A 25,897-nucleotide genomic window follows, 5' to 3' on the forward strand; every position below is an offset into this window, starting at 1 on the left:
GTAACCCTATCTAATCACGATTGAAAAACCAGTTTGGGTCTTCATTACGCATAGCCCGTAAATGTACCGTAACTGGTTTGCGGCCGTATTTCATGTCACGCAGCTCTGGCGCACGCGTCGCGATGATCGCCTCTGTATAGCGCAATTCTGCACGGTGATCCGGGGGCAGGGAGGTGATAAGCGACAGAACCTTTCGGTCGCAATAGGGGTAAAGATAAAAGTTGTGGGTGAATGCATAGAAATGGTTGCCCTGACCGTGTGACAGGAAATGCTCGATAAAAAGCAAATCAAAGACGCGCTTGGCTGGTGTGCCTGAAAAATCTGCATACCATGCATTATAGTCCTGCATCAGCTTATCGCGGTCTGTCGGGTTAAGGTCTTTCAGCATCTCATTGTCGGTCAGCATCATCATCCGCAGCCCGGTTTGTACGTCATGGGTGGTGTTATTCTTGTACTCGACAATCGCGCGGCGCCACAGCATGGCGCGCATCAGCTCTCCGGCGTTGCCGCGCATCACGATGCCGCCGCGGGGCGGGGCTTGCAGAACCTCCAGACGGACCTGTGATATCTGCGTGCCAAGCACACCTTCGCCATTTGCGATCTGGCTGGCATTGCTTAACGTCATAAGCCGCACTGCATCGTCGATGGCGTAGTCAGGATCGCGTCCCGGATCATACACCGCCATGGGCTGGTCAAGAATTTGCGCCAGACGGCCAGCAATGCGGGTATCCCGCCGGCCCATCATGTTTTCGGCGTGCGAGTAAAGAAACAGCTTATCAACAAAGGGTTCGGCGCAGGACAAAAGGACACGGCTATCCAACCCACCTGTGATCGGCAATTTCGTATCAGGAAAATAGGTGGCCAGACCTGCCATGACTTGGGTCAGGCGATCAGCAATCTGATCAATCACAGCGGGCGTATCCGACGGGGCGATATCCGTGATGTCACCTTGACCGTCCCAGAACCGGTGCTGTGTCAGCGCCTCCATGTCCAGATAGTGATTTGGCAACAGCCGTTTGACGTATTTGTCTGCGGTATGCCCAAAGGCAAAACGGGCTTTGGCATGAGATGCAAGCGCGGCAAGCGGATAATCGTCATTTTCAACCACCTCACGGGTAAGAACCAGGTTTATCGTTGACGCGATACATCCGTCTTGCGGATCATACACAGCGCCAAGACTGCCAACCGCGTCACCATAAAGCCTGCTAAACTGCGATGTCACAACGATAAAAACGAAACGACCCGCACAAGCGTTCAGATAGGTAATAAGGTCGTCAGCAGACGTTTGACGGGACAAATGCTGCTTGGTAACAACGTCGCCATTGGCGTCTACAGCGACACCCAACAACGCCACATGGGTTCCTTGCTGTGTCTCAGCCACAGCAGACGGCAGACCAGCCGCGACTTGCACGTGCCAATGGCCCAAGCGGTGAAGGGCAAAGCCGGGTAGGGGCCGCGCATCCCCTTTTTCAACCCGAAACTGCTGTGAAAATACCTCTGCAAAATCCAGTTCATATTGCGCGCAAAGATGCTCTGCGCGCGTCATCTGGTGGGTGTGAACAGTCATAACGCTCCTTACCGTCGCAACCTGCGACGTCTTGATCATACTTTACCCGAGCAAAGGTAAAACAACCAGTGTTTGACCGCGTACAACACCGTGTCGCACGCTTGACAAGTCGGTGCCGCTAAAACACAAAGTGCCGCAATCAGCGACAGGTCAAAACATGTCAACGCTTCCCACAATTGGCGCACTATGGATCGGCGGGTCGTTGACCTGGCTTGAACAGCTTTGCCTGAAATCCTTTGCAAAGCATGGGCATGAAGTGCTGCTGTTCACCTATGGCGACGTCAAAAACGTGCCAGACGGCATCAAAATACGCAACGGCCGCGAGATCTTGGAAACCGACAATTTCGTCCTGCACAGCCGGTCACAAAGCGTGGCACTTTTTTCCGATCTGTTCCGGTTTCACATGATCAAGGCCATCCCAGAGATTATCTATATCGACACCGATGTGTTCTGCCTCAAGCCGCTGGATTTTGCAGATCCGTATATTTTCGGCTACGAGAAATACCGCAATCCACAGGCATGGCGGATCAACGGCGCGATCCTGCGGCTGCCGCCAGAATCGTTGCTGCTGCAAAAGATGCTCGATTTCATGACTGATGAGTATCCGCAGCCCACATGGATCCCCAAGCGTTTTCACGCCGAGATGCAAGCCCGCGCCGCAGCCGGTGATCCGATGCATGTTGGTGAACTGCCTTGGGGTGTTTGGGGTCCAATCGGGATCAGCGCCTTTGCCCGCGAGACCGGTGAATACACACACGCCAAAAGCCTCGACGTACTTTACCCTGTGCCGTTCAGTGAACGAAACATCTTGTTCAAGCGTCCGGCAAAGACGCTGCACTATCTGACCGACGACAGCCACACGATCCACATGTGGGCACCAATCAAGAAAGTCTCTGCCGCGCGCATGGATGGGCTGTGTCCGCCGTACAGCTACATTGGCCATCAACTCACCAAATATGGAATAGACCCAACACTGGCACCGGTACCAAACACCAAGAAACGTGAAGTGACGTTCGATTGAGATGTTTGTGTTCTAATATATTACATAATACTGATTATGCGACTTTTTCTTCTTTTAGTTGAAAGGTGTCGGAATCCTTAAATAATAGGACTGAATTAATGAGACTCCTTCCCCTTTGGTATCAACCACATAAGAATTCCCGCCATTTTGACCATCTAAACATCTCAAAAGCTTAAAACCTCACTCTACAGCTTCTGCTGGCAAGTCTAGCGTCTCAAAGGCAGCACAGAATTGACACGCCGGAGTTTCGTGAGCATTGGTGCTGGCGTACTCAGCGCTGCGAGTTGGCTTATCAAAGCTAGAACCACCGTGACATCCTGTTGTTGCCAGCCATAGTAGTTGTCGGCACCTACCCCACTCCTCGGGCTATCCGCCGGGTTATGCTCTCTCGGCCCATTGCCGACCTTGCGCACGGTCTCCGGATGCTGCAGTCGCAGCCCGCATTCCCGTCATTCGCTGCAAGCGCAAACTTCGGTCTTCACCCAACTCATACATCGCAGACAAATTGGGTTTTAGCTACCCACCAGTCGATGCGTGTCATAAATTGATTGCAACTATTTCCGACTTTCGGCGAGGTGTGCCGCAATTCTTGAGAAAATAGCATGAGAAACAATCGGACAAACGCTGTTACCTATCATTCTATGACTATGCCATTTCGTGCGGTGAAAATCGAACCAGTCAGGAAAACCTTGAATTCTGGCCGCCTCTCGGATGCTAATAACTCTGGCTTCATCCGGATGTATTGGTCTAGCAGCTTGAAAAGAGCCTCGGTCAGATCCTGTACCCGCACGTAAAGTAGGAGCGGGGCGATCCCATGCCAAGCGAGGATACCTGCTCTTTGCATCAACCCCTCCTTGGATGACGGAACCAAAGCGAGCCTGAACGTCCTCACTATGCGTAGTTCCCTGGAAACCGGTCACACCTTTTTTTCTGTAATTTGGGGTCTTGGCTGCAAACAACTCATCCAGACGCGACCCAAAGTCGTCAGTTTTCAACTTCAATCTGTCAACATTTCCGGGGGATGGTAAGCTGGCGATAGCATCTTTGGCAGAATCCTAGGGTAGCTTTGTCCGCATCTTACCAGTTCGTGCACCGTGCAGCGAACGACGCGGTTTCCTGAAGCCGCCACTCGTGGCCGGTGCAGCGAATGCTATTGAAGAGCCCAGAGGCACCGATGCTGCGCAACGCGCCAATGTCAGCTTTTGCGATGACGTCAACTCCCGAAAAAGGAGAGGCACGTTCTCTTTATAAATAGCCCCGAAAACATCCACGCGATGACCGCGCGCCTGCCCTCGATCAAGCCCAAGGTCACGTTGAAGCCGCAGTGCGGCGCGCATTCCTTTCAGAACTGCATTGCGTGCGGGACCTCTAGCCATCCTTGCTGACCTTTGATCGAGAACGCAGAAATTCAGCAAAATTTGCCAACTCGCCACGATCGTTCTCCGACAAATCACTGACGGTACGGGCTAGAAATGTGACGTCCTCAGGCACAGGCGTATCTGTTTCGCCAGTAAACCAAGCAGTTGGGCGCTCATATAGGGATGCGAGACTTTTCATCTCCAAAGCACCCACACCACGTTTGCCAGCCTCCATTTCTGAAATTGCTGAGCGGCGTACTTTAAGGTGCGTCGCTGCTTCTTCTTGCGTGACGCCAATATATTCACGCGCCTGCTTCAAGCGTTTGCCAAGCTGTAAAGCCTCAGGGTCCAGTCCTGCAAATCCAGCGGGAGTTCGTGCCATATCAAACTTTCTCCGTGACAGGTTGTTTTGCAGCCCAAAGATCGCGACATACTGCGACAACCGCTGCTACACAGTCATCCACACCGTCGAAACCACCTTGCGGCATAACATCATCCGGAAGGTCGAGAGCTATCTCTTCTTCCACACGTAAAACCACCCGCACCATAATTAAAGAATCGACTTCTGGCTCCCACGCTCCGCGCTCGGTGGGCCGGTCGTTAATTGCAGATGTGATTTCATCTCGAATAGCGGCTTCGAGCGTAGCTAGTGGGAACATAAGGACCCCCTTCTCGTTCGTATTTCAGTCATTGGTATATCGTATGTCTGAATATCAGACAAGAAAAAATCTCATGGTGTTGCTTGCCCTAAGCCATCACTGTGGAATTTAGGTGCGATTACTAAAGCTTATGATCTATTTTTCAGTCTTAGGGGTTTACAAGCTGTAAGCTATAACAAGATCAAAGGACCACGGCGCATAACGTCCGCTAACCAAGTTTCAGAACCACTTTGCAGGAAACCTCAGCAACAATCGGTCAAGTTCAGCATTCTGTTCGGGCTCAAGATCTGCACGCAGTTCCTGAAAAGTAGGGTCCCTGCCCCATCTAGCTTGCTCCAGCCCTTTGATTGAAAACAGGTTCACGCGGCATTTCAAAAGTGCGGCCATGAGGCCATGCGTTTTTCGTTGCACCGCCATGGACGACGCTCGATATGGCCTGTCCATTGCAGTGATATTGCGTGGGTTACGCCGTGCAGGGAACGCAGCGCTTGCAAATAGATCGATCGGCGCGCGTCCATCATGACGTGATTTCATCAAGATATTTGCAAAGGCGAACGCAAAATCATGAAACTCGCTCTTATTTTTCTTTTTTGACCGATCTGACAAACTCGCTTCGAGCGCCTTTTCAAACTGTATCGTATTGTTCCATGCCGCTTGAGCCCGATTGTTCCTGCCAACTTCTTTTGCCGTGTGAGCCGACATATCGGGAAGACCCAGCTGGTTGGCGTAGAATGAACCACAGTGGGCACACGCCAGAGCAATAATCCCATTTTCAATTATGAACGACATCCCAGCCTGTCTGTCATTGCACTCCAGGCAATGGCTTGTGAGAGGTCGTCTGTGGGTCACACAAAATGTTCGCGTGATCATCCTCCACGACAATCTGAGAAATTGATGGTCGCCTTCGAGCCGGTCAGTCAGGAGGCAGCGCGGACACCACGCCAAGGCAGGTTGTTGGCTGAAGCTATCTCCAACAGCGCAGTTGCCGCCTGCCCGCCTTAGCCATTTTGTATGGATGCCGTGTTTTGTTCTCGGCAGAGTAAGCAAAGACAATCTCCGCTTTATGGGATCAAGGGCGTCATTTAGCCCAGCCAAAAATTCGCCCGGTTCGAGCGCGTCGAGATCCTCTGGAATGTTGATAGGGCGCTGATATGATTCAGTCGGAAACAACTGGCGTAGATAAGTTTGCGCATCCATCGACTTTGTTGCCGCCGACCGATTTAGCCGCCGTGGGTGCCAATGCGGGCCAAAGGGAAAGGCAGAATGTTTAGCGCGAAGGCGCATGCGAGCCACATTGATATTAATGGGCGAATGAATATCAGGGGTTTAGCAGCCAACACCTGTATTTAGTGGCTTCCTAATAACAACATTAAGATTAATACCAAAAAACTTATAAGAAACCACGATTAATGTGCCTCATCTTTGACAACTTGGGCCGCCAACTCTCAGCAAAGTGATACCCGCATGGTCGAATGCAAATGACTATGCCCGGAATCTTTTGAAATGGTTGACGAGGACAAAGACAATGAATTTGAAGAAACACCTTTATACGTCCACTTTCCTGTTGATGGCGACGACGCTATCAACCTCTGCCCAAGACGTGACTTTAACGGCCTTGAATGGCGATGTGACGATTGAGGGTGAGTTGCTGTCGTTTGATGGCGCGGTTTATACGTTGGGCACTGTGCTGGGCACTTTGACGCTGGATGCGGATATGGTGCGCTGCGATGGTGCGGGCTGTCCTGTCACAACCTCTCAGGCGTCAGAGTTTCGGATTTCCGGGTCACGCACGCTGAGCAAGGATTTGATCCCAAGCCTGCTGCGCACTTATGGCAGCGACAAGATTGACGCATTTGGCCAGATTAACCGCACAGCGGCACAAGCTGGCGCGGCCAATTATGAGGTGGTTTCAACCTCTGGTGACATGATCGCCGCTGTGGATATCGCGCCCTCAAACACGACCGATGGTCTGTCAGATCTGCTGCGCGGTGAGGCGACGATCGCTCTGGCGTCCCGCCCGGCCCGCAACCGCGAGGCCCGCGCCTTTGAAGAGGCCGGTCTGGGCGATATCCGCGCGACCCAAAACGAACATATCGTGGCACTGGACGGGCTGTTGCTGGTGACCTCACCTGACAATCCGGTGCGCGCGATCACCGAGCAGAACGCGGCCCTGGCCTTTGCCGGGCGGATCACCAACTGGGCCGAACTGGGTGGTCCCGATGCGCCGATCAACATCTACGTGCGCGACACCAATTCCGGCATCCGCGAAGTGTTTGACAACCTGCTGATGCGCCCCAACGGCCTGCAAATTGCCAATAACGTCATTCTGGTGCAAAGCGATGAGGCCCTGTCCCAGATCGTGGCCGTGGATCCCAACGGGCTGGGTTTTACCAACTTTGCCGATGGGGATGGCGCCAAGGCGCTGGCCATCGAAGGGGTCTGCGGGCTGCAAACACCGCCCAACGCCTTTACCATCAAAACCGAAGAATACCCGCTGACCCGCCTGCTTTACATGTACACAGCCAGCAACAGGCTGCCAGAGCATGCGAAGGGTATGTTGGATTTTGCGCTGTCCGAAGAGGCGCAAGGCCTGATCTCTGAGGCCGGGTTCATTGACCAGACGATCCGCGAAGCCTCGGTTGACAGTCAGGGCCTGCGTGTGGCCTCGGCGGTGGTGGCCAACCGCGACTTTTCCACCTTCCCGCAATTGCAGCAGATGATGGAACAGCTGATCAGCTCTGACCGGTTGTCGACAACCTTCCGGTTTGAGACAGGGTCAAGCAATCTGGATGCGCGCGCCCAAGACGATATCGTGCGTCTGGCCCGGCTGCTGAGCAGTGATGCCTACCGCAACAAAGAAGCCGTATTCGTGGGCTTCACGGACTCGGTCGGTGATCCTGAACTAAACCGGCAATTGTCCGAACGCCGTGCCGGGCAGGTTGTGCAGGAACTGCTGGATGAAAATCCAGACCTGCAATCCAATGTGGCCCTGCAAACCATCGGCTACGGCGAGATTTCCCCACTGGGCTGCAACGAGACCAACACCGGCCGCCGGATCAACCGCCGGGTCGAGGTCTGGGTCCGCGATGTGGTGGCGCGCAACTGATGCGCCGCCTGCCCCACCGCACACAAAACACCACGGATTTGACACACAGCTGTCCCGATATCCGCGTAGCAGACCTCCAGATGAGGACAAAACGATGAAATTCCTACAAACACTCACACTGGCCGCCCTGGCCGTCATCCCAGCACAACTGACTGCACAATGCGATCCAGGGGAAGAAGTGCTTATCTTCAGCATTATCACGTCGCTGCAAGGCCATCCAAAGGGCGAATCCGCCCTCGCCTATGCTGATGCGATCAACACCCAGCTTGACGGGCGCTATTGCATCGAGGTGATCGGCAATAGCGAGATGCACGCCGACGACGAAGACCTGTGGCAGGCGATGCTGGATGGTGAGGTCCACTTTGCGGCACCCAGCCCGACAAAGATGACGCAGTTCGCCAACAAACTGGCACTTTTTGATCTTCCATTCCTGTTTGACGGCCCACTTCACGCGCTTGAATTCCTGACGTCCGATGCGACAGAGGAGATATATGAACAGCTTGAAGATGATGGCTTTTATGGCATGACATTCTGGTCAAATGGCATGCGCCATTTCTCAGCCACACGCCCGATGCGCCTGCCACGCGATGCTGATGGTCTGACCTTCCGCGTTCAATCGTCATCGCCGATCATGGCGGCCATGCTGGATACGATGGGTGTCACACCGCAAAAGATGGCCTTTGCCGATGTGCTTGGTGGTCTCCAATCCGGTGAGGTCCAAGGCCAGGAAAACACCTTCTCAAACATTGACTCCAAAGCTTTCTACACAGCGCAGGCCGCCACCACCGAGACAAGCCACCACTATCTGGGATATCTGGTGTTCACGACCTCATCGTTTCTTGACGGCCTTGACGCCGAAACGCGCGACATCTTTATCGACACCATGAAACTTGTCTCGCACGAGCGGAACCGCTTCGCGTTTGAGCTAAATCAGATCAGCCGTCAGAACATTATTGAGGACGATGGTATCGTCATCAGATTGACGGATCAGGAACGGCAGGCATGGCGCGACGCGTTCGAACCAATCTTTGACGAGTTCAAGCCAGCGATTGGTGCAAGCTTTGTTGACCGCGCGCTTGAGATAAACGCAAACGCCAATCCCTTTGACTAATCCACCTTTGCGCTAACGCAATTATCACAGACGACCACTCCACTCACTCCACTCACTCACAACGAAAGCAGCCCCGCTATCGGCAGTCGGCAAAATGTCTCCAACGCACTGAACCTCTAGGCTCTTTATAAAGATACTAAATTTCAGTGTTTTGACGATATCAAAGCGTCCGAAAGTAGCACTGCTGTTCAAAAACTCCGCGCTCAATGAAGCACTAATCAGGTTACTTGCGACTTGAGCGCGGAATTTTACCACGGTTGGCACACTGTCAAATTGATAGACTGCAAAAAGCGGCTCAGGTCATCAGCTTGTCAATCTAGATGACCCATGATGGTTGAGGCGTTTTGTTTCCATTTCCACGCAGGAAATCCGCGAAATAACGAAATATGTCCTGTTTGATCGTCAATTTTGACGAAAGCCTGACGGACCACTGATCCGGGCCTGACGATGGTTGGCGCATGGTCATTGGAGGCGTTCGGGGGCATTGGTAAATTGCCTTTTAGTACCTAATAATTCGTAGAACCGGCATCCCCGGGCGCTCATTTCGCGGGTCACTTATTAGACCCAAATCATATTTTTAGGAGGTATTATCAATGGCTACCAAACGCACCCCAAGACTGGTCCTGATGGAGGACGACCTGAACGTTGCAGATGCTGGGATGGAACAGGTTTCATCCGTGCGCAAAGGGCTCAATGCGGTGGATTCCGTTTCAACTCTCATCGGAGTAAGCGAAATCGCATCTGACAGCGCACTGATCAGCGACGAAATCAACACGTTGACAGTTGATTTGACTGATAAAGAAGTCAAAGAGCTTGCTGACAAACCCGGTGTGACGACTATTGAAGATGATGTCTGGAACGAGGCGTACACGGATGACTCGCTTGGCGATATTGTTGATGAAGACCCTGAAGCAAGCGCCGAGATCGATGATGCACAAGCGGAAATCGAAGAGGCTGACGGACAAATGTCAGACGAAGACATATCAGCCCGTGCTGCCGACGCTATCACCACAGAGTTCACTGGACCAGAGATCGATTTCGATGAGGAAGGTCAGGCTTTCGCCCTGTCCGCGTCGACTGATCCGATTGTGATGGATACGGCAGATGCCGCAGGAATTGACCGCGACAAACTGTTCAAGTTCATCCGCTGCGTCGTAAAATGTGCGATGTCCGAATTGGGTGGCGACAAAGCCAACGCCGAGGCCGTAGATGACGCTATGGTGTCTCGCATAATGGCCGAACAAGGTGTGGCATCTGACAATGTGTCTGCTCAGGCAATCCGCGACTACATTACCTGCGGTCTGAAGATCATTTATGCACGGTATGCATGGCGGTACTCAACAGGCGCAGGCGTTCGTGTCGCGATCGTGGATACCGGTATTGCACCGCGTCACCCAGATCTGCGTGTTTATGGCGGTGCGAGCTTTGTGCCCGGCGTCCGTTCTTGGGCAGACGATCAAGGTCACGGCACACACGTCGCCGGAACCGTTGCCGGTCTTGCAAACAACCGCGGTGTGGTGGGTGTTGCGCCACATGCACGGCTTTATGCCGTCAAAGTACTCAACTCCCGGGGTTCTGGACGGCTAAGCTGGATCATAAATGGTCTGATCTGGTGCTACCGCACCAATATGCATGTGGCCAACCTTAGCCTTGGCAGCCGTGCGAATACGCATAACCCGCGTGTTTACAGTGCAGCCTACGAACGGGCCGGGCGTCTTTTGCGCCGCAAGGGGATCTTGGCTGTCGCCGCGGCTGGGAACTCAAACGGACCGGTCGGTAACCCAGCGCGTTGCCCGTCCTTCATGGCGGTCTCTGCCGTTGACTGCAATCGCCGGCGCGCGGGCTTTTCGTGCTACGGACCGCAAGTGGAAATGGCCGCACCCGGTGTTGGTGTCGTCTCGACATACCCCCAGAGCGGCTATCGCTCACTCAACGGGACGTCCATGGCGAGCCCACACGTGGCCGGGGTTGCGGCACTCATCAAACGGCGTCATCCATCTTGGAGCGGTGACCGTATCCGGGTCCACATGTGGCGCACGGCCACTGACATCGGCGCGCGCGGTCGTGACATCGCCTATGGCTACGGTCTGGTAAACGCCTATCGCGCTGTCCGCTAGACGCAAACAACACGGGACATGGCAGTTGATTTTGCCATGTCCTATATTTCTAATGTATATTTATTCCACTCAAACAAAGACTATCGCACCCATGCCACACCCAGCATTTATCCCCGCGGTTCTTCTTTGTTTGGCCCAGACAGAAGGGACCGAACTCATGACAAAACTTGATCACAGTCTAGAACAGGCCGTAGCAGCCGCCCAAACACCTGAACAGCAGTTTCCGGTTTTAATCATGTGCAACGATAATTGCGCACCTGTCGTTGCGGTGCTGAAGGAGCAGGAAAACAATGGTTTTACCGTAATCGACGAACTGAACTTGGTCACAACAAATGTTAACGCCAAGACGCTTGTCAAGATTGCCGCCATGGATGCGGTGACATCAATCGAACTGGATGTCGAAGCAAGTATTGACTAAAGCGAGGCCGCATCCATCCATGCGCCATGGATTTGACGTATGTTATCTTTTGACAAAGAATATCTGCGCAGACCAACAGTGCACCATCCGACACTGGCGATATACATTGACCTGATGCTATCGTCAGAAATTTGTCAAAATCTATTTTTTTGAAAGCCGTGCAGTTCAAAAATCGTAAACTGAAGCAACTTGGCTGCAAGGGGATCGATTGAATGAATAAATACGACGATAAGCGCGACAATGGCCCCAACAGACCAACGGGTAACCCTTATGTCGATTGGCCTTTGCGCCTGTTTCGCCAAGATCCGAGCCGGTTAAGGCTACAAAACGCGGTGCCGCCTATCAGCGATAAACAATTGGCCGAGCTGCCCCTGTGGCTTCCAATATCCATTCGCATCGCGGGCTCAGCATTGGGCGCATTCCAAGAGGCTTACGCCAGCAAAGACGTTAGGGACGATAATCGCCAGCCTGATCTTGTCGTCGAAAACTGGCAGTTTGAAGTTCTGGCCTTCGCAGAGCCCGAGTTTTGGGATGTCGTCGTCTATGTCAAAATCGACGCCCAAGATATTCCTGTGGTCTCATTCCCAGATTATGTTGGAATTTTGCGCTTTGATCCACCGATCACGCAGTTTCAACTGCCGCAGGTCACGAATGATCGCGCCACTGCGGGTATGCTTTTCTCCAAGCGTTCCCCTTTTTCGGACGCTCCAGCTAAGGCCACTGCCAAGACGATGGTTGGCATCATCGATGATGGTATCGGGTTTTTGAACGCACGGTTCATGCGCGACACCACATCGCGTTTTGCAGCGCATTGGATCATGTCAGACCCGGCGAATGCGGCCGTTTTTTCGCCTATTCAAAGTCTCGCGGCGGACTTGAACACCAAGACCGAAGCCGAAGTCTACAATCAGCTCGCCAAACAGGCATATCTGCCCGGCACGCGCCACAGGATGTTGAGCATGCGGACCCACGGTACCCATATGCTTGATCTTGCTGCGGGGGCGGATCCCGCGGACCCGACTGATCCGGTTCGAAACATTGATCTTCTTGGCGTACAGATTAGGCCGCAATCCTATGACGATACCAGTGGTGCGGGGATCACGCCGGACCTGCAACGTGGTCTTTTCTTTTTGTGGCTGACGGCCTGGTTTCAGGGCAGTCGGCATCTCATGGTTAATATTAGCCTTGGCATCACTGCCGGCCCGAAAGACGGGACATCGCAGGTCGAGGTTATCATCCGCGATGCCATCAGGATGGCAGCGATGTTGGGTCTGAAAATAGACGTCTTCCTACCATACGGCAATGCATATCACGATCAACTTGCAGCCGAGCTTTGCGTGACACCAGAAGAACCAAAGCCCATTCATTGGCAAATTCAACCCAATGATCTGACACCAGGTTATTTTGAAATTCAACAGTTGGACGGCGGCTCTTACGATCTGAACGAACTGGAACTGACCTTTACTTCCCCGGCGGGCACGACCCAGACCGTGACCGCCAACGCATCGGGCACCATCAATAGCGATATTGTCATGAACGGGGTGACCTGCGGTACTGTCAGTCATGTACCCGCACGTGGCCGAAGGCAGCATTTGATTGTGGCATTTGCCCCCTCTCGCAGCAATCCTGAAATGACCCTTCCCGGCGCGCGCCCCTGCCCCGCAGGACGTTGGACGCTCACCATTGCGGCCCCCAAAGGCGCGGTTGCACTAACGTTGCAAATGCAGCGCGATGATCGCCCCGAAGGCGTTTTGCCAGGCGCGTATCAGGCGTATTTTGAAGGACCGAATACACGTGATCATGACCAAGACGCGCGCCAGTTCACCGCCTTGGGCGATGAAGGGCCTGTCGTGTATCTTGGCACAAATTCTGCCTATACAGAGGTCAATCATACCAATGTCACGAGCGTCGGCGGCGCTATGGTTCGCGCGCATGAAGATCCGGGTCAAACACCACAGATCAAACCAGCGCACTACACCGCCAAGGGCACTGGTTGGTCAGGCAGTGAACCCGACTTAGGCGCTGCGACCGAAAAGAGCGCGGTTCTGCCAGGACTTCTTGCTGCGGGGACGTTTTCCAATGGAACGGCCCGAATGAGCGGCACAAGCACGGCATCAGCGTCTGCTTTACGCCATGCGTTGGAAGCTATCCTCGGCGTGGGTTTTGCCGATATTAGACCGATCTTTGGTCTGGATCGGGCGCGCATCGGATCACAAGTGATTTTAGACAATAGGGCCGTACGTCGCCGGACGTGATGTGTGTGCCTTTGGTCCAGCGATTCCGACTGGACCAAGCGCGTTCTGCTTATGCCTGACGCGGCAACTCGGCTATTACGGCTTTCCACATGGCAAGCAACAGATCATCTGGATCAGCTTGGTTCAGGTTTTCGGTTGTTGCCGGAATTGCGGCTTGCAGGTGTGCCAAGGAAAAATCCTGCGATGTTGCTTCGACGGGTGCATAATCGATCACCGTCGTGCAACGCGCCTTACGCATGTGGTTGACCAAGGCTTCGCCGATCCCGATACCACAAAACGCACCGGCATAACTATCCGTCGGAAAGTGCAACCCGCCAATTGTGCGATTGTCAGCAATGCGTGTAGCAATACGGAATAGCAGATTAGCCACTGTGGTTGACCCTGCAATCGCATCCTTCACTCTGAACGGTGCGTTGCCCGGATTGGTGATCTCAAATACCAGTCCGGACAGAACCGTTGCAATGGCAAAGGCTTCTGTCGCATGGCCACTTGGCCAAGTGCCGTGTTTGGGTGTTTCAACAACAGGATAGACCCGTGAGGAATAATCAGCAGGACGTGGAATATTATGGGTAAATTTCAACGGAAATTCGACATAACCACATAAACGCACAACTGCTTCGAGCCATTCCAACGTCCATTCAGATCGGTCTGCATCCAGCCTGAGGGCGGCCGCAAAAAAAGACGTTATATCGTCAATCTGATAGGTGATTTCGTTTAACCGGTCATTGCGAAGATCAGCGGCATCTCGAACATGCCGCAGCTCGGCCTTGCGCCAGAAATCAACGACGGGATCAGGTGGCGTGAGTTTAACCAGCGGTGGCGCCACATTCGTCTTAAGCGGAGTTTGAACGTTGCCATCCACCGCCTGAAACAAGGGAAATAACCGCGTGTCGATAACAACTTCCCGCGGTATCTTAGCCAATTGGTCCAGTTGTCGAAAGGGATCCAACTCGATCCTAGGTTTCAGCGCAGGATCGGCCTCACCGTTCCAGACCGGCAACTCGCCCTCGCGGGTCGTTAATAACGCATCCGCAGAACTGCCACCTATATCGTCAAAAAGATCCTCCCCGGACCGCCCTGCCCGACCGGCGCGTCCTGCTCGACCCGCACGCCCGGCTCGTCCCGCGCGTCCAGCGCGCCCCGCTAAAGTGACCATGACACATCCCCTTTGTTCAATTGTTTGACAAATTTGGCGCATTGATCGGAACCCAGTCAATTATGAACTGCAATGCGCATCGGATTTGACGAAAACTTGACGTTTCAACCGACAACAGGCAAAATTGATTACCGTAATTAAGGTATCGGCGTCTTTCATGACCGGAGAGCTGTATGACCTACACGATCCACTTATTTGGAAATTTTCGGATATTGTCGCCAGATGGCGACGAACTAACCCCCTCTCAGCCCCGCCACAGGGCACTGCTGGCATTGATTGCATCATCAGAGGATTTGCGCCGCTCACGGCGTTGGATCGAAGACCGTTTATGGAGTACACGCGGTCAGAAACAAGCAAGTGGCAGCTTTCGCGAAGCGTTGCGAATGTTGCGCAAAGATTTGGGAAAACACGCGCATATTCTGGGTGCCAATCGCAGCGATATCTGGTTGGATTCTACTTTGGTTTCGACACGTAATAATCCGTCGAACGGTCTAACGCATCGAGAGTTTCTTGAGGGCCTTGATGTCCCTGATCCAGAGTTCGAAGATTGGCTACGAAATACGCGGGCGCAATTTGATAACAGCGGTTTGCCGCAGCAACAATCACTAGCCACACCACAACCTATTTTGGCGCGTCCGCCCAAAGGTATTTTGGTGCGCAGCAAGGCCGGCCATGCGACGACCCGCGCGGAAAGCATGGCCTCGCAACTTGTGGCTGATTACATCGCCACTAATTTTGAGGAATGGTTTGGCTCCTGGCTGCTCTCTAACGACGTTTCACACGCAGCCGGTGCCGCTGATTTGGAAGTATCATGTAACGTCATGCAAGATGATGGTATGTGCGCGCTTGAAGTTAAAATATCTCATATCGGAACAGGCCGCATTCTGTACGCCAGCCAAGGCGGCTTTTCTGGATCCCCGCTTGAAGCACTTAATCAAGAACTGGTGGGCGGTATCGTTCACGTAGCCGCATCCAAGGTATCATCCAAACTCCCACATTTGCTGGGTGTAGACCGCTCTGAAGGGGTTGCCGCTGGCTTTGCGCATCTGGGCAAACAGCGACTGATGACCTTTGACCCCGAGAACTTGGAGGAGGCATATAGCTTTATGTCTCATGCCCGACAGGCCCACGAACAAGGCGTCTTTGTTGCGTGGCAGGCGTTTATACGCATGGCCCAATTGGTTGATAACGTTGCCGAAGACCCCGAAGGCAAAGCGGACGATCTGCGTGCCCTTTCAAACGAGGCACTCGCCTTATCGGGCGACAATTCTCTTGCGGTAGCATTGGTCGCCATCGCACGCAGTATGGCCCAGCTTGATCCGGCTGAAAGCACGCAACTGGCAAAGCGGGCCATGAAAATGAACCCCATGAACCTCTTTGCGCGACAGGCCATGGCCTTGGCACTCAGTAACGCGGGCCAACTGGAACGTGCCTATCTGCTGTCTAAATCGTGTCAAAAATTCCTGCCCGAGGATGACAGCAGCCACCTTTGGGATCTATATCACGCATTAGTTTGCATCGCGGTCGGCAAAACCGGCGAAGCGCTCGTATCCGCTGAACGCGCATCTGCGGGATGCTCAGAGTTTATTGCGCCACGCCGGCAACTCTTGGGTCTTTACCTGCACGAAAACCGGATCGATGACGCCAAGGTGCAGTTCGATCTGTTGCGTCAAAAAGAACACGATTTTTCACTCGATCGGTTTTTGAATGATCCCGAATATCCTGTCGACACCTTGCGGAACCGAGGCCTCATAAATGGATCATTTGAGGATATTTTCTCGTAAGGAGGCCGATATAAACGGGGTTGCCGTCTTAATGCAGTAAAATCAAATTTGATATCGCGGGAAGACGCCAATTGTCACTGCTGGTAAAAGCACTCCGCAACGCTCTAAAGCGATGCACCGCAGCGGCGTTGACCTACTTACCGCTGTGGCGACTAACATAAACCACGGGCGAAGGTTTGATCTGTCGGCACTACCAACACATTCCGGCAACATTCCAAAGGTCAACTTTTCGAACAAGACCCGGGAAACCTGCAAAGCTCAAAGTTTCATATTCATAAATTAATCTAAATCTTCCGCAGTATTGAAAGCCGGTTGGTTTCTTTTGTTGCGTCCATGCATAAATCTAAACGCATGGTCTCAGAAACCCTAAGATAATCATAAAAATAACTGATCTGATCAATCTGAGAAGCGACATCATGAGGACAACTATGTTGAAATCGGATTTCCCGGCGTCATATTTCATCCTCTGGGTCGTCAACCGCATCCAGCACCAGAACAAGGCGTGTTTCGCCCGTTCCTGCAATTGGTGGCGACCGATGAAGCAGGCCGGATGCCGGTTTCGCTGGCCAAAGCGTTCCGCGCAATAGGATCGGCGCACCCGTAACAACTGAGAAGACCCGCGCGGGATCCCGACCGTTGCGCGAAACCCCATACTGCGTGCCTTGACCGCGATAGGTGCAGACAAGCCGTGCTGTGATTGCGTCGATATGAAACTTTCGGCACGCGTTTGTGGTGACAGCCTGCAGGCGCAGACGCAGGTATGGCGTGCGCATCAAACCGGTGAAAATTTTGGCCAAGGCGCTGATATCGCCAACCAGTTGGTCACGTTAAGCGCACGCTGGTGTTTGCGCAGTGTCACAAAGTGCGTTTACTGCCAATGGAACAGCCTCTGGGCGCAGAATGATGCGCCCTTGCGGGAGCAGCAAAGGGTCAAGCGTATCAATCCGGGTCTGAAACGCTGGCGCGGGCTGCCTGCGCCAGATCGCTGCTGCACAGGCAGGTTGCAGAAAGGTATTCAGATCTTCTGACTTGTCCGCGATCGCAACACCGGCGACCGCATCTTTTACCATAGTATGAGCAAACATTAGGCGGCTTCCTCGGCGCGGCGCCAGACGGGAAACGGATCAGGGTAATCTGGTAGGCCGTCAGGCCCGGTGGCTGCCATCGCTGGTACAAGACAGGCATCAAGGCGGTCTTTCAACGCGGGCCAATCGATGCCTGCGCCGATGAACACAATCTCTTGTCGCCGATCGCCCCAAGGCTCTTGCCAATGTTCCTGCATATACGCGCGCGCGCTTTCGTGGTCAGGCCAGTTTTCCTTTGGGACCGAAGCCCACCAAGTGCCCAGCGGCTTAACGCTGGACAGGGCACCAGCAAGCGAAAATTCGGCCACCCAACCGGGGCGCGTCGAAATCCAGAAATGGCCCTTGGCGCGGATCACGCCGGGCAGATCACCGTTCAAAACGCTGAGGATTTTTTCAGGAATGAAAGGCAGCCGCGCGCGATAGACAAACGATGCCACCCCATATTCTTCTGTTTCCGGTGTGTGATCGGCAAAGCCATACAATTCCTTCGCCCACATCGGATGCTCATGCGCCTTTTCAAAGTCAAACATGCCAGTATTCAGATCGCGTCTGCGGCAACATCCGAATGATCGGCCTCGATAATCTTTGCATCCGCATTGAGGCTGCGAATGATCTTGCGCGCGGCGTCCGTGCGTTCCGGTCCTGCATCTGTGACCTTGTTCAGAATGACCACATCGGCAAATTCGATCTGTTCCACCAGCAGGTTGACCAGTGTGCGATCATCCTCTTCCCCCAGCGTCTCACCACGGTCGCGCAGGAAATCATGGCTGGAATAATCGTTCAGCAGGTTCACGGCATCAACAACTGTCACCATTGTGTCCAGCCGCGACACATCAGATAAGCTATCACCAAATTCATCTCGGAAATCAAAGGTGGCAGCAACTGGCAAAGGCTCGGAAATACCAGTCGATTCAATCAGCAGATAATCAAACCGACTTTCAGCGGCGAGTTTGCGGATCTCATCCAACAAATCATCGCGCAAGGTGCAGCAAATGCAGCCATTTGACATTTCGACCAGAGTTTCATCTGTCCGGCTCAGTTCCGTATCTGCCCGCACCAAATCGGCGTCGATGTTCACTTCGGACATATCGTTGACAATCACTGCAACCCGCCGCCCCTCGCGGTTGTTCAGAACCCGGTTTAAAAGCGTCGTTTTACCTGCGCCAAGGAAACCGGAAAGCACCGTGACGGGAAGTCGATTGTCTGACATATCTTGCTCCAAATCTAATCCATTCAGTCACGCAACTTACGTAGTTACTTTACTAATGCAACCACAAAAGTTACGAGTGCTGACCGTGTAGAGGAAAACCGCAGATGAAACGAAATTCGCGCCTGTCTCTTGCGCTTCATACCCTTGGCCACATGGCCGCAGATTCAAAGCATATGCGGACCTCGGCCGATATAGCGGATCATGCGGGCACAAATCCTGTGGTTGTGCGGCGCGTTTTGGGAAAGCTGAGAGAGGCTGGGCTGCTGACATCCGAAAAAGGCCACGCCGGTGGTTGGCGGTTGGCCCGCGCGGCACAAGACATTACGCTAGCGGATGTTTACCTTGCATTGGATGAGCGCCTGGTCGCGTCCAGCCCGAATGATGACGTGCCAACCTGCGTCGTCGAACACCGCCTGCAGAACAAGATCACCGCGGTGATGGAAGAGATTGAACGCAGCCTGATTGAGCGTCTTTCAAAAACGAATATTGCTGAAGTGCAGGATATACCTGAACCTAGCCATGGATAAGCCTATGGCTGGTCATCAAGCGGGTCGCCCGGCAAACGGTATCGGCTGGATAAGATCAGACTGCTGACAGCGCTTTGACCAATCCATCTCGTGCTGCGGCGTCTGCTGCGTCTGCAAGCATCTGTGCCTTCAGGCCGTCTTCTGCAGTTGGCGTCACGGGTGTTCCAGTCTCAAGCGCTGATACAAAATGCGCCATTTCCGCGCGATAGGCCGCGGCGTAACGCTCAAGAAAGAATGGCTGCGTTGCCGCCTTGCGCATGCCGTCGCCATTCGACAGCTCAACCGTATTTTCAAACACGTTGTCTGCGCGCAGCATCCCGGCGCTGCCATGCACCTCAATCCGCTGATCATAGCCATAAGTCGCGCGCCGCGAATTTGAAATCTGGCAAAGTTTCCCGCTCGCCGTTTTCAGCGTCACGGCTGCTGTATCAAAATCACCCGCCTGCCCAATCTGCGGGTCGACAAGGCAGGACGCGGTCGCGGTAAGTTCGACGGGATCTTCGCCCAGCAAGAACCGCGCCATATCCAGATCGTGGATCATCATATCGCGAAATATACCGCCAGAGGTCTTGATGTATCCAATGGGCGGTGGCGCTGGATCACGCGATAGGATCGTCACAATCTCAACCTTGCCGATGACGTGATCCGCAATCTGGCGCTGCAGATGCGCGAAACTGGGGTCAAACCTGCGGTTAAAGGCGGTCATGAACGGAACGCCTGCCCCCTTGATCACCGCAAGGCAGTCTTTGATCCGGTCAACGGACAGATCAATGGGTTTTTCGCAGAAGATCGCTTTTCCGGCGTGTGCGGCGGCATGGATCAAATCATAATGCGTCGTGGTCGGGGTGCCGATGATGACCGCATCAATGCCCGGATCATTGATCAACGCCTCTGTATCCATGAAGTTCGCACCTGTCGCGACCGCCAGTGCATCAGCCGCTTCGGGCATGGCATCAGCAACTGCTGCGACACGCGCGTTGGTCATGCCGCGCAAAGTCGCGCCATGCACTTGCCCGATGCGTCCGCAGCCCAAAATACCAATATTAATCAAACTCCTAACCTTTCAGGTTGCGCAGCACCGTGCGGGCTGCGGCCATCACGGGATCATGCGTTTCCTTCAGGATGCTGACCCGATCAAACCTCTCAGGATCGCTGTTCACAGCGTCCCGCATCGCAGCCCCAAAGGCCATCCGCAGCTCTGTTCCGATATTGAATTTGCAGATATTTGTGTTCTTCGCCAGATGGTTACGCTGCGCAATTGGCACCCCTGATCCACCGTGAATAACCAAAGGGACCGATGTCATCGCCTGAATAGCCGCAATCCGCGGCTCATCCAGCCCGCCTTCTTTATCTTGTTGCAAATGAACGTTCCCGACCGAGATCGCCATTGCATCAACACCTGTCTCAGCGGCAAATTGCGCGGCCTCGCCCGGATCCGTTCCCGCGGACTCTTCGCCGCCAGAGTACCCTACAAACCCAATTTCACCCTCGCAGGAAATTCCTGAACGATGCGCCATTTCAACAATTTGCAGCGTTTCTTTAATGTTATCTACCAGCGGCTTGCGCGACCCATCGAACATCAGTGATGTAAAGCCCGCATCAAGCGCCTCAGAACATTCATCATAGGTATAGCCATGATCCAAATGCGCCACGACCGGCACTGTCGCCTCTTCGGCCAAATGCCGAAACATCTTACCCAACACAGGCAAAGGCGTGTGCGCCCGACACCCCGGCCCCGCTTGCAGGATCACCGGGCAATTCTCAGCCTCCGCCGCCGCAACATAGGCGCGCATGTCTTCCCAGCCCAGGCAGACCAAACCGCCAACGGCATAACCATCCCGCAACGCAGGCTGCAACACATCTTTCAGCGTCACGAGCGTCATTTAAACTTGGCGATCATATCTTTGATGCCCGGGATCGTTTCGATCTGATAGGCATGGCTTGGCTGGAAATACTGGATCAGTGAACGCTGCGACAGCCCGCCCAGAATGGTGAAATAATACATTTGATACCCCGGCAGCACAGCACAAGGGTGATAGCCACTATCCAGACAAATCGTGGACCCATCAACGATGTGATAGGCATCACCTGCTTTCCCATCCTCACGCTGCAACATCTGCACGCCTGAACCGTGGTTCGGCTTGAAGCGGAAGTTATAGGTTTCGTCATGCCGCGTCTCGTCCGGCAGACGATCGGTGTCGTGCTTGTGTGAAGGAAAACCAGACCAACCGCCCTCGCCCACGGTGAACAGTTCAGACACCAGCAATCGACCAACCTTACCGTGGTATTTCGTGCCAAGGATGTGCTTGATCTTGCGGTGGGTTTTCGTGTCGTCCGATCCATATTGCACCAAATCCAGCTCATCCGCGCGGACAGCAAATGGATCCAGCACCTTGTCGTAACGCGCACCGCACACGAACACTTCAGCTTCGTCCGACGTGCACACCATCACAGCCTTGGCGCCTACAGGCACATAAACGCCCTCTGGCTCGCCATCCCAAACGTCTTCAACACGGTTGCCGATGCCGTCCGCCTTGAACCCTTCAATCTCAACATCAACCGTCCCGGTTGCAGGCGCGATGCAGGTTTCATAGCCCGGCACGGCGTATTCAAACGCCTGGCCCTTCGTCAGCTTGACGATGTTGAAATAGTTCAGTGGCACGGTCGGGTCATCCACATCCACAATCGGTTTGTTTTGGTTATCAAATGGGGCGATGTGCATGTTTCTGGTTCCTTATGCGGCGTCAGTCGGACCGGGATGATCGGTCATAAATTTCGTCAATGTTGGCGTATCGGCCATCGCAGGTGCGCAGCCAGGACGGGACACTGTGATCGAGGCACAGGCAGAGCCGCGCAAGATCGCATCGTGCAAGCTTTGCCCTTCGGCCAGTCCAGTCACCATGCCGGCCATAAAGCTATCCCCTGCCCCTGTTGGTTTCAGCGCTTCTACCGGCCAAATGCCAGTGTGGATTTCCGCGTCACCGGCAAAGGTCACAGCCCCTTTTTCGCCCATCTTATAGACGACAATAGTCGCGGTGTCTTGGGCAAGCGCTTTGGCCTTCGCAAGACCTTTGTCAATGCCACCGGCCATAAACCCGAACTCTTCGTCATTGCCCACAATCATGTCTGATTGCGCCGCCGCACGGCTGAGGACATCTGCGGCAACGTCCGGCGACGGCCAGGAATATGGGCGGTAATCCACATCAAAGATAATCGGCAGACCTGCGGCCTTGGCCCGTGCAAACGCATCAAACGTGGCTGACCGCGATGGTTCTGCGGCAAAAACCGTACCAGCCGTGATCAGCGCGCCGAACTTGGCATAGTCAACCGCCGCCACATCGCCTGCATCCATTTGAAAATCAGCCGCCCCATTGCGGTATAGCACATTGCGGTGCCCCTCGACCCGACTTTCGTAGAACGCTAGCGAATTGCGATATTCACCCCCCACTGGCGTCACATATTCCGTGCCCACGCCGTAACGCTTCAACTGCTGCACGCAATAACTGCCGATACTGTCATCAGACACACGCGTGACCAGCGACGCCTGCCCGCCCAGCTTGCAAATGCCAGCCGCGATATTGGCGGATGATCCGCCAAGGCCTACTGTCACAGTCTCTGCATTTTCGGTTGCGACACCGGGATCAGTATACAGATCAATCCCGGCCCGCCCCACGACGACAAAGGTGTTCGCTTTAATCCCGTCCAATAACTTGGTCATTTCCGGCCAATCGTATTTTGCGCTTCCGCCTCATCAAAGGCCTGCGGATGTGGGTAATTCAGCCCCAACAACTGGCGCAGATCATCCGATGCGGTGTCCAAGAACCCGTCTGGCAAGGCGTTATGCATTTCTTCAATCGGGGTCAGCCATTTCGGGGCGTAGTTAATCAAAACCGCACTGCGATCGATCTGCGATGTATTGGGCATCGCACAATGCCAAGCCGCCCCAAAGAACAGCGCCACGTCACCGGGTTCACCCAACATGCGTTCGCATTTCCCATAGAAATCATCAGCTTCCGTGGGATAGCGCAGTTCTTTTTGCGACCCCGGCATATAAGCCGTGGCACCGGTTTCTTCCGTAAATGGATCCAGCAAGATCGACACCTGCGCGTTCATCGGGAACGACGCATTAAGCCCAATAGGGTGCGTTTCCGCCTTATACATATCCCAGTAAGGATAATCGATATGGGGCTCCTGACCCGGCCCGCCCGGTAAGATACGGTTTGCGGCAATGGATCCCATGATAAATTCCGTACCAAGGAATTTACGCAAAACCTGCATAATCACCGGATGGGCGGCCATATTTGCAAATACATCACCCTTGGCCAGCAGGTTCCAGACACGGCGCTGCAAGTGAAGCGCGCCGTCCTCTTCAGCCTGCCCTTGGAAATGGGTCACCTTATCAACCTCAGCCGAATGATGGTGGATAATCTGGCGCGCCTCGGCAATCTGCGCATCCGAAAACAAACCGGACAGCAACACAGCGCCTTTGCCGTGCATCAGCTCATGCGCGATCTTGTCAGGATCAACCGTATCAGGTGTAAACCGTAGCATCAGACGCCCTTCCGCTGTTTGGAACGGCTGCTTTCCCAATCAATATGGGCGTCGCGGACTTTGTCGGATTTGGTGATATGCGGCGTGCCAACTTCCCACCACGCATGGCCTTCGGTGGTCCAGCCCTCGTAAGGGTCAACCTTCATGCAGATGACATAGGTATTCGTGGCGTCCTTGGCCCGCATGAAAGCCGCCTCAAGCTCTGCCGGTGAACTGACCGTTTCCGCGTCAGCACCCATTGCGCATGCATGCGCTTCAAAATCAACACCGACATTCGCTGTCGCCGTTGGTGTATCGGCGATCAGATTGTTAAAGCTTTCGTTGCCAGTGTTATTTTGCAGCTTGTTGATGACGGCAAAACCGCCGTTATCCAACACCAGAATAATCAGCTTTTTCTCAGTCAATACAGCAGAGTATATGTCAGAGTTCATGAGCATATACGATCCGTCCCCGGTAAAGACAATCGTATCCTGCTCAGGCTCCATCTGCGCTTGCGCAATGCGCGCGCCCCAACCGCCTGCTATCTCGTAGCCCATGCAAGAGAACCCAAACTCCACGTCCACCGTGCCAATATCAAGTGTTTTCCAGTTTGCTGTCACCTCTGCGGGCAAACCACCTGCCGCCGCGACAACACGATCACGCGGATCACAAAGGCGGTTCACCTCGCCAATCGCTTGCGCATAGGACGCCGGGCCATTGCCGACGCGGGTATTTTCAGCCACGTATTCGTTCCACTTGGCGCGTTCTGCCTTGGCCGTCGCAGTCCAATCCTTTGGTGCGTGATGCCCCGCCAAATCAGCCGTCAAAGCCACCAACCCGAGGCGGGCATCACCGACAACAGTGGTCGACAAATGCTTGGCCGCATCATGGCGCGCGGCATTCAGGCCAATGATCCGAGCGTCATGGGCAAAGGCCGTCCAAGATCCTGTCGTAAAATCCTGCAAACGTGTACCAACGGCAAGGATCACATCGGCCTGTTCTGCGATCATATTCGCTGAGTCCGACCCAGTCACACCAATCGGCCCAATATTAAGCGGATGGTCATGCAGCATATTGGCACGGCCCGCGATGGTTTCGACCACAGGCATGCCCGTCGCTTCAGCAAAAGCAGTCAATTCTGCCACAGCGCCAGAGTATTGCACGCCGCCACCTGCGATGATCATGGGCCGTTGCGCAGATTTCAGTAACGCAACAGCCTGCGCAACCTCATATTCATCTGGTGCCTGACGCCGCACACGGTGCACGCGCTTATCAAAGAAGTTGACAGGGTAATCATAGGTCCACCCCTGCACATCCTGCGGCAAGCCAATGAAGGCAGGGCCACAATCAGCCGGGTCCAGCATCGTTGCCAATGCGGCTGGCAAAGATTGCAAAATCTGCGCCGGATGCGTGATCCGGTCCCAATAACGGCTGACCGCCTTGAACGCATCATTCACACCAAAGGTCGGATTTCCAAAATGCTCCAACTGCTGCAACACTGGATCAGGCAGACGGGTCAGGAAGGCATCACCACACAACATCAACATCGGCAAACGGTTCGCATGGGCCAGTGCTGCGGCCGTCAGCAGGTTCGCGGTACCGGGGCCCGCAGAGGCCGTGCAGAACATGAACCGCTGGCGTTTATACGCCTTGGCGTATCCCGCCGCCGCAAATCCCATTCCCTGCTCGTTCTGCCCACGATAAAGCGGCAGTTCGGCGCGATGATCATAAAGTGCCTCGCCCAGACAGGTCACATTGCCATGCCCGAAAATGCCAAAACCACCACTGCACACCCGCGTTTCGACACCATTGGCAATGATCCATTGGTTGGATAGATATCGGACAATCGCCTGTGCTGTTGTCAGCGTCACAGTTTCAGTGGCTTGACCCATGATAATTCCCCCGGCAAGGCGCACGAAGTGTGCTTTGGCCACGATTGCATATTGACCTGCGACCTAAAAGAACGATACCAAAATTGCAACCGGTTGCAACT

Annotated in this window: 20 protein-coding genes and 2 pseudogenes; 8 read left to right on the forward strand and 14 right to left on the reverse strand. The window is 54.0% G+C overall.

The features are described from left to right. Positions 1–10: 10 nt before the first annotated feature. Positions 11–1,567: a hypothetical protein gene (locus tag RCCS2_RS16285; protein ID WP_156788592.1), complete on the reverse strand. Its 1,557-nt coding sequence runs from the start codon at positions 1,565–1,567 to the stop codon at positions 11–13. 157 nt (positions 1,568–1,724) lie between these two features. Here RCCS2_RS16285 and RCCS2_RS16290 point away from each other — a divergent pair, with 157 nt between their 5' ends. Next, positions 1,725–2,588 carry a hypothetical protein gene (locus RCCS2_RS16290; RefSeq protein ID WP_037294389.1) on the forward strand — a complete coding sequence of 288 codons (864 nt, stop codon included), beginning with the start codon at positions 1,725–1,727 and terminating at the stop codon, positions 2,586–2,588. Between the two features lie 554 nt (positions 2,589–3,142). Here RCCS2_RS16290 and RCCS2_RS18860 read toward each other — a convergent pair. From RCCS2_RS18860 to RCCS2_RS16310, 4 genes are all read right to left on the reverse strand, one after another. Further along, positions 3,143–3,508 (reverse strand): DNA cytosine methyltransferase, encoded by a 366-nt coding sequence (locus RCCS2_RS18860; protein WP_442852267.1) that lies wholly within the window; start codon positions 3,506–3,508, stop codon positions 3,143–3,145. A gap of 448 nt (positions 3,509–3,956) precedes the next feature. Continuing rightward, on the reverse strand, positions 3,957–4,328 hold the full coding sequence (locus RCCS2_RS16300; RefSeq protein WP_037294390.1) for a helix-turn-helix domain-containing protein: 372 nt from the start codon (positions 4,326–4,328) through the stop codon (positions 3,957–3,959). Between the two features lies 1 nt (position 4,329). After that, positions 4,330–4,605, reverse strand: a complete 276-nt coding sequence (locus RCCS2_RS16305; protein WP_037294391.1) for a hypothetical protein — start codon at positions 4,603–4,605, stop codon at positions 4,330–4,332. A 219-nt stretch (positions 4,606–4,824) separates the two neighbouring features. Continuing rightward, positions 4,825–5,889 carry a TniQ family protein gene (locus RCCS2_RS16310; protein WP_156788593.1) on the reverse strand — a complete coding sequence of 355 codons (1,065 nt, stop codon included), beginning with the start codon at positions 5,887–5,889 and terminating at the stop codon, positions 4,825–4,827. Between the two features lie 241 nt (positions 5,890–6,130). Between RCCS2_RS16310 and RCCS2_RS16315 the strand changes: the two genes are divergently transcribed. The 5 genes from RCCS2_RS16315 to RCCS2_RS16335 all read left to right on the forward strand — a co-directional run bounded on the left by RCCS2_RS16315 (position 6,131) and on the right by RCCS2_RS16335 (position 13,612). After that, the gene (locus RCCS2_RS16315; protein ID WP_008236277.1) at positions 6,131–7,711 is read left to right on the forward strand and encodes a phosphate ABC transporter substrate-binding/OmpA family protein; all 1,581 of its coding nucleotides are present in this window, start codon (positions 6,131–6,133) and stop codon (positions 7,709–7,711) included. Positions 7,712–7,805: 94 nt separating this feature from the next. Next, positions 7,806–8,822: a TRAP transporter substrate-binding protein DctP gene (dctP, locus tag RCCS2_RS16320; RefSeq protein WP_037294392.1), complete on the forward strand. Its 1,017-nt coding sequence runs from the start codon at positions 7,806–7,808 to the stop codon at positions 8,820–8,822. A gap of 593 nt (positions 8,823–9,415) precedes the next feature. Further along, the gene (locus tag RCCS2_RS16325) at positions 9,416–10,939 is read left to right on the forward strand and encodes a S8 family peptidase (RefSeq protein WP_008236283.1); all 1,524 of its coding nucleotides are present in this window, start codon (positions 9,416–9,418) and stop codon (positions 10,937–10,939) included. A gap of 157 nt (positions 10,940–11,096) precedes the next feature. Continuing rightward, positions 11,097–11,357 (forward strand): hypothetical protein, encoded by a 261-nt coding sequence (locus RCCS2_RS16330; protein ID WP_156788595.1) that lies wholly within the window; start codon positions 11,097–11,099, stop codon positions 11,355–11,357. Positions 11,358–11,569: 212 nt separating this feature from the next. After that, positions 11,570–13,612: a hypothetical protein gene (locus RCCS2_RS16335; protein WP_008236291.1), complete on the forward strand. Its 2,043-nt coding sequence runs from the start codon at positions 11,570–11,572 to the stop codon at positions 13,610–13,612. Between the two features lie 49 nt (positions 13,613–13,661). Here the strand turns inward: RCCS2_RS16335 and RCCS2_RS18020 are convergent, their stop codons facing one another. After that, positions 13,662–14,768 (reverse strand): phosphatase PAP2 family protein, encoded by a 1,107-nt coding sequence (locus RCCS2_RS18020; protein ID WP_050770841.1) that lies wholly within the window; start codon positions 14,766–14,768, stop codon positions 13,662–13,664. 173 nt (positions 14,769–14,941) lie between these two features. Here RCCS2_RS18020 and RCCS2_RS16345 point away from each other — a divergent pair, with 173 nt between their 5' ends. Beyond that, the gene (locus tag RCCS2_RS16345; RefSeq protein ID WP_156788597.1) at positions 14,942–16,552 is read left to right on the forward strand and encodes a hypothetical protein; all 1,611 of its coding nucleotides are present in this window, start codon (positions 14,942–14,944) and stop codon (positions 16,550–16,552) included. A 452-nt stretch (positions 16,553–17,004) separates the two neighbouring features. Here the strand turns inward: RCCS2_RS16345 and RCCS2_RS18235 are convergent. Together RCCS2_RS18235 and RCCS2_RS16360 are read right to left on the reverse strand one after the other, a co-directional pair. Then, positions 17,005–17,637: pseudogene (locus tag RCCS2_RS18235) on the reverse strand (DUF1826 domain-containing protein). After that, positions 17,637–18,847 (reverse strand): annotated as a pseudogene (locus RCCS2_RS16360) (GTP-binding protein). The pseudogenes RCCS2_RS18235 and RCCS2_RS16360 overlap by 1 nt, the downstream one beginning before the upstream one ends. A gap of 104 nt (positions 18,848–18,951) precedes the next feature. Here RCCS2_RS16360 and RCCS2_RS16365 point away from each other — a divergent pair. Continuing rightward, on the forward strand, positions 18,952–19,374 hold the full coding sequence (locus RCCS2_RS16365) for an RrF2 family transcriptional regulator (protein WP_037294399.1): 423 nt from the start codon (positions 18,952–18,954) through the stop codon (positions 19,372–19,374). A gap of 55 nt (positions 19,375–19,429) precedes the next feature. On the opposite strand, the gene iolG is transcribed toward RCCS2_RS16365, so the two are convergent. The 6 genes from iolG to iolD are packed head-to-tail and all read right to left on the reverse strand — an operon-like array spanning position 19,430 to position 25,796. Then, the gene (gene iolG / locus RCCS2_RS16370; protein WP_037294401.1) at positions 19,430–20,425 is read right to left on the reverse strand and encodes an inositol 2-dehydrogenase; all 996 of its coding nucleotides are present in this window, start codon (positions 20,423–20,425) and stop codon (positions 19,430–19,432) included. Between the two features lie 4 nt (positions 20,426–20,429). Next, positions 20,430–21,257 (reverse strand): class II fructose-bisphosphate aldolase, encoded by an 828-nt coding sequence (locus tag RCCS2_RS16375; RefSeq protein WP_008236310.1) that lies wholly within the window; start codon positions 21,255–21,257, stop codon positions 20,430–20,432. Continuing rightward, positions 21,254–22,096 (reverse strand): 5-deoxy-glucuronate isomerase, encoded by an 843-nt coding sequence (locus tag RCCS2_RS16380; RefSeq protein WP_008236312.1) that lies wholly within the window; start codon positions 22,094–22,096, stop codon positions 21,254–21,256. Before RCCS2_RS16380 ends, RCCS2_RS16375 begins: the two co-directional genes overlap by 4 nt. 12 nt (positions 22,097–22,108) lie before the next feature. After that, complete coding sequence (locus RCCS2_RS16385) at positions 22,109–23,092, reverse strand: PfkB family carbohydrate kinase (protein ID WP_008236314.1); 984 nt, start codon at positions 23,090–23,092, stop codon at positions 22,109–22,111. After that, complete coding sequence (locus RCCS2_RS16390; RefSeq protein WP_008236316.1) at positions 23,089–23,925, reverse strand: phytanoyl-CoA dioxygenase family protein; 837 nt, start codon at positions 23,923–23,925, stop codon at positions 23,089–23,091. The genes RCCS2_RS16385 and RCCS2_RS16390 overlap by 4 nt, the downstream gene beginning before the upstream one ends. Then, positions 23,925–25,796: a 3D-(3,5/4)-trihydroxycyclohexane-1,2-dione acylhydrolase (decyclizing) gene (gene iolD, locus RCCS2_RS16395; protein ID WP_037294403.1), complete on the reverse strand. Its 1,872-nt coding sequence runs from the start codon at positions 25,794–25,796 to the stop codon at positions 23,925–23,927. Before iolD ends, RCCS2_RS16390 begins: the two co-directional genes overlap by 1 nt. Positions 25,797–25,897: the final 101 nt, after the last annotated feature.

The organism is Roseobacter sp. CCS2, assembly GCF_000169435.1.
Taxonomy (GTDB): domain Bacteria; phylum Pseudomonadota; class Alphaproteobacteria; order Rhodobacterales; family Rhodobacteraceae; genus Yoonia.

What these genes read in the sequence shown, in the direction of transcription:
- RCCS2_RS16305 (WP_037294391.1), bottom strand. Translation starts at nt 4,605, where the DNA reads ATGTTCCCACTAGCTACGCTCGAAGCCGCTATTCGAGATGAAATCACA.
- RCCS2_RS16335 (WP_008236291.1), top strand. Translation starts at nt 11,570, where the DNA reads ATGAATAAATACGACGATAAGCGCGACAATGGCCCCAACAGACCAACG.
- RCCS2_RS16300 (WP_037294390.1), bottom strand. Translation starts at nt 4,328, where the DNA reads ATGGCACGAACTCCCGCTGGATTTGCAGGACTGGACCCTGAGGCTTTA.
- iolD (WP_037294403.1), bottom strand. Translation starts at nt 25,796, where the DNA reads ATGGGTCAAGCCACTGAAACTGTGACGCTGACAACAGCACAGGCGATT.
- RCCS2_RS16310 (WP_156788593.1), bottom strand. Translation starts at nt 5,889, where the DNA reads ATGCGCCTTCGCGCTAAACATTCTGCCTTTCCCTTTGGCCCGCATTGG.
- dctP (WP_037294392.1), top strand. Translation starts at nt 7,806, where the DNA reads ATGAAATTCCTACAAACACTCACACTGGCCGCCCTGGCCGTCATCCCA.
- RCCS2_RS16345 (WP_156788597.1), top strand. Translation starts at nt 14,942, where the DNA reads ATGACCTACACGATCCACTTATTTGGAAATTTTCGGATATTGTCGCCA.
- RCCS2_RS16325 (WP_008236283.1), top strand. Translation starts at nt 9,416, where the DNA reads ATGGCTACCAAACGCACCCCAAGACTGGTCCTGATGGAGGACGACCTG.
- RCCS2_RS16365 (WP_037294399.1), top strand. Translation starts at nt 18,952, where the DNA reads ATGAAACGAAATTCGCGCCTGTCTCTTGCGCTTCATACCCTTGGCCAC.
- RCCS2_RS16385 (WP_008236314.1), bottom strand. Translation starts at nt 23,092, where the DNA reads ATGACCAAGTTATTGGACGGGATTAAAGCGAACACCTTTGTCGTCGTG.
- RCCS2_RS16390 (WP_008236316.1), bottom strand. Translation starts at nt 23,925, where the DNA reads ATGCTACGGTTTACACCTGATACGGTTGATCCTGACAAGATCGCGCAT.
- RCCS2_RS18020 (WP_050770841.1), bottom strand. Translation starts at nt 14,768, where the DNA reads ATGGTCACTTTAGCGGGGCGCGCTGGACGCGCGGGACGAGCCGGGCGT.
- RCCS2_RS16380 (WP_008236312.1), bottom strand. Translation starts at nt 22,096, where the DNA reads ATGCACATCGCCCCATTTGATAACCAAAACAAACCGATTGTGGATGTG.
- RCCS2_RS16330 (WP_156788595.1), top strand. Translation starts at nt 11,097, where the DNA reads ATGACAAAACTTGATCACAGTCTAGAACAGGCCGTAGCAGCCGCCCAA.
- RCCS2_RS16375 (WP_008236310.1), bottom strand. Translation starts at nt 21,257, where the DNA reads ATGACGCTCGTGACGCTGAAAGATGTGTTGCAGCCTGCGTTGCGGGAT.
- RCCS2_RS16290 (WP_037294389.1), top strand. Translation starts at nt 1,725, where the DNA reads ATGTCAACGCTTCCCACAATTGGCGCACTATGGATCGGCGGGTCGTTG.
- RCCS2_RS16315 (WP_008236277.1), top strand. Translation starts at nt 6,131, where the DNA reads ATGAATTTGAAGAAACACCTTTATACGTCCACTTTCCTGTTGATGGCG.
- RCCS2_RS16285 (WP_156788592.1), bottom strand. Translation starts at nt 1,567, where the DNA reads ATGACTGTTCACACCCACCAGATGACGCGCGCAGAGCATCTTTGCGCG.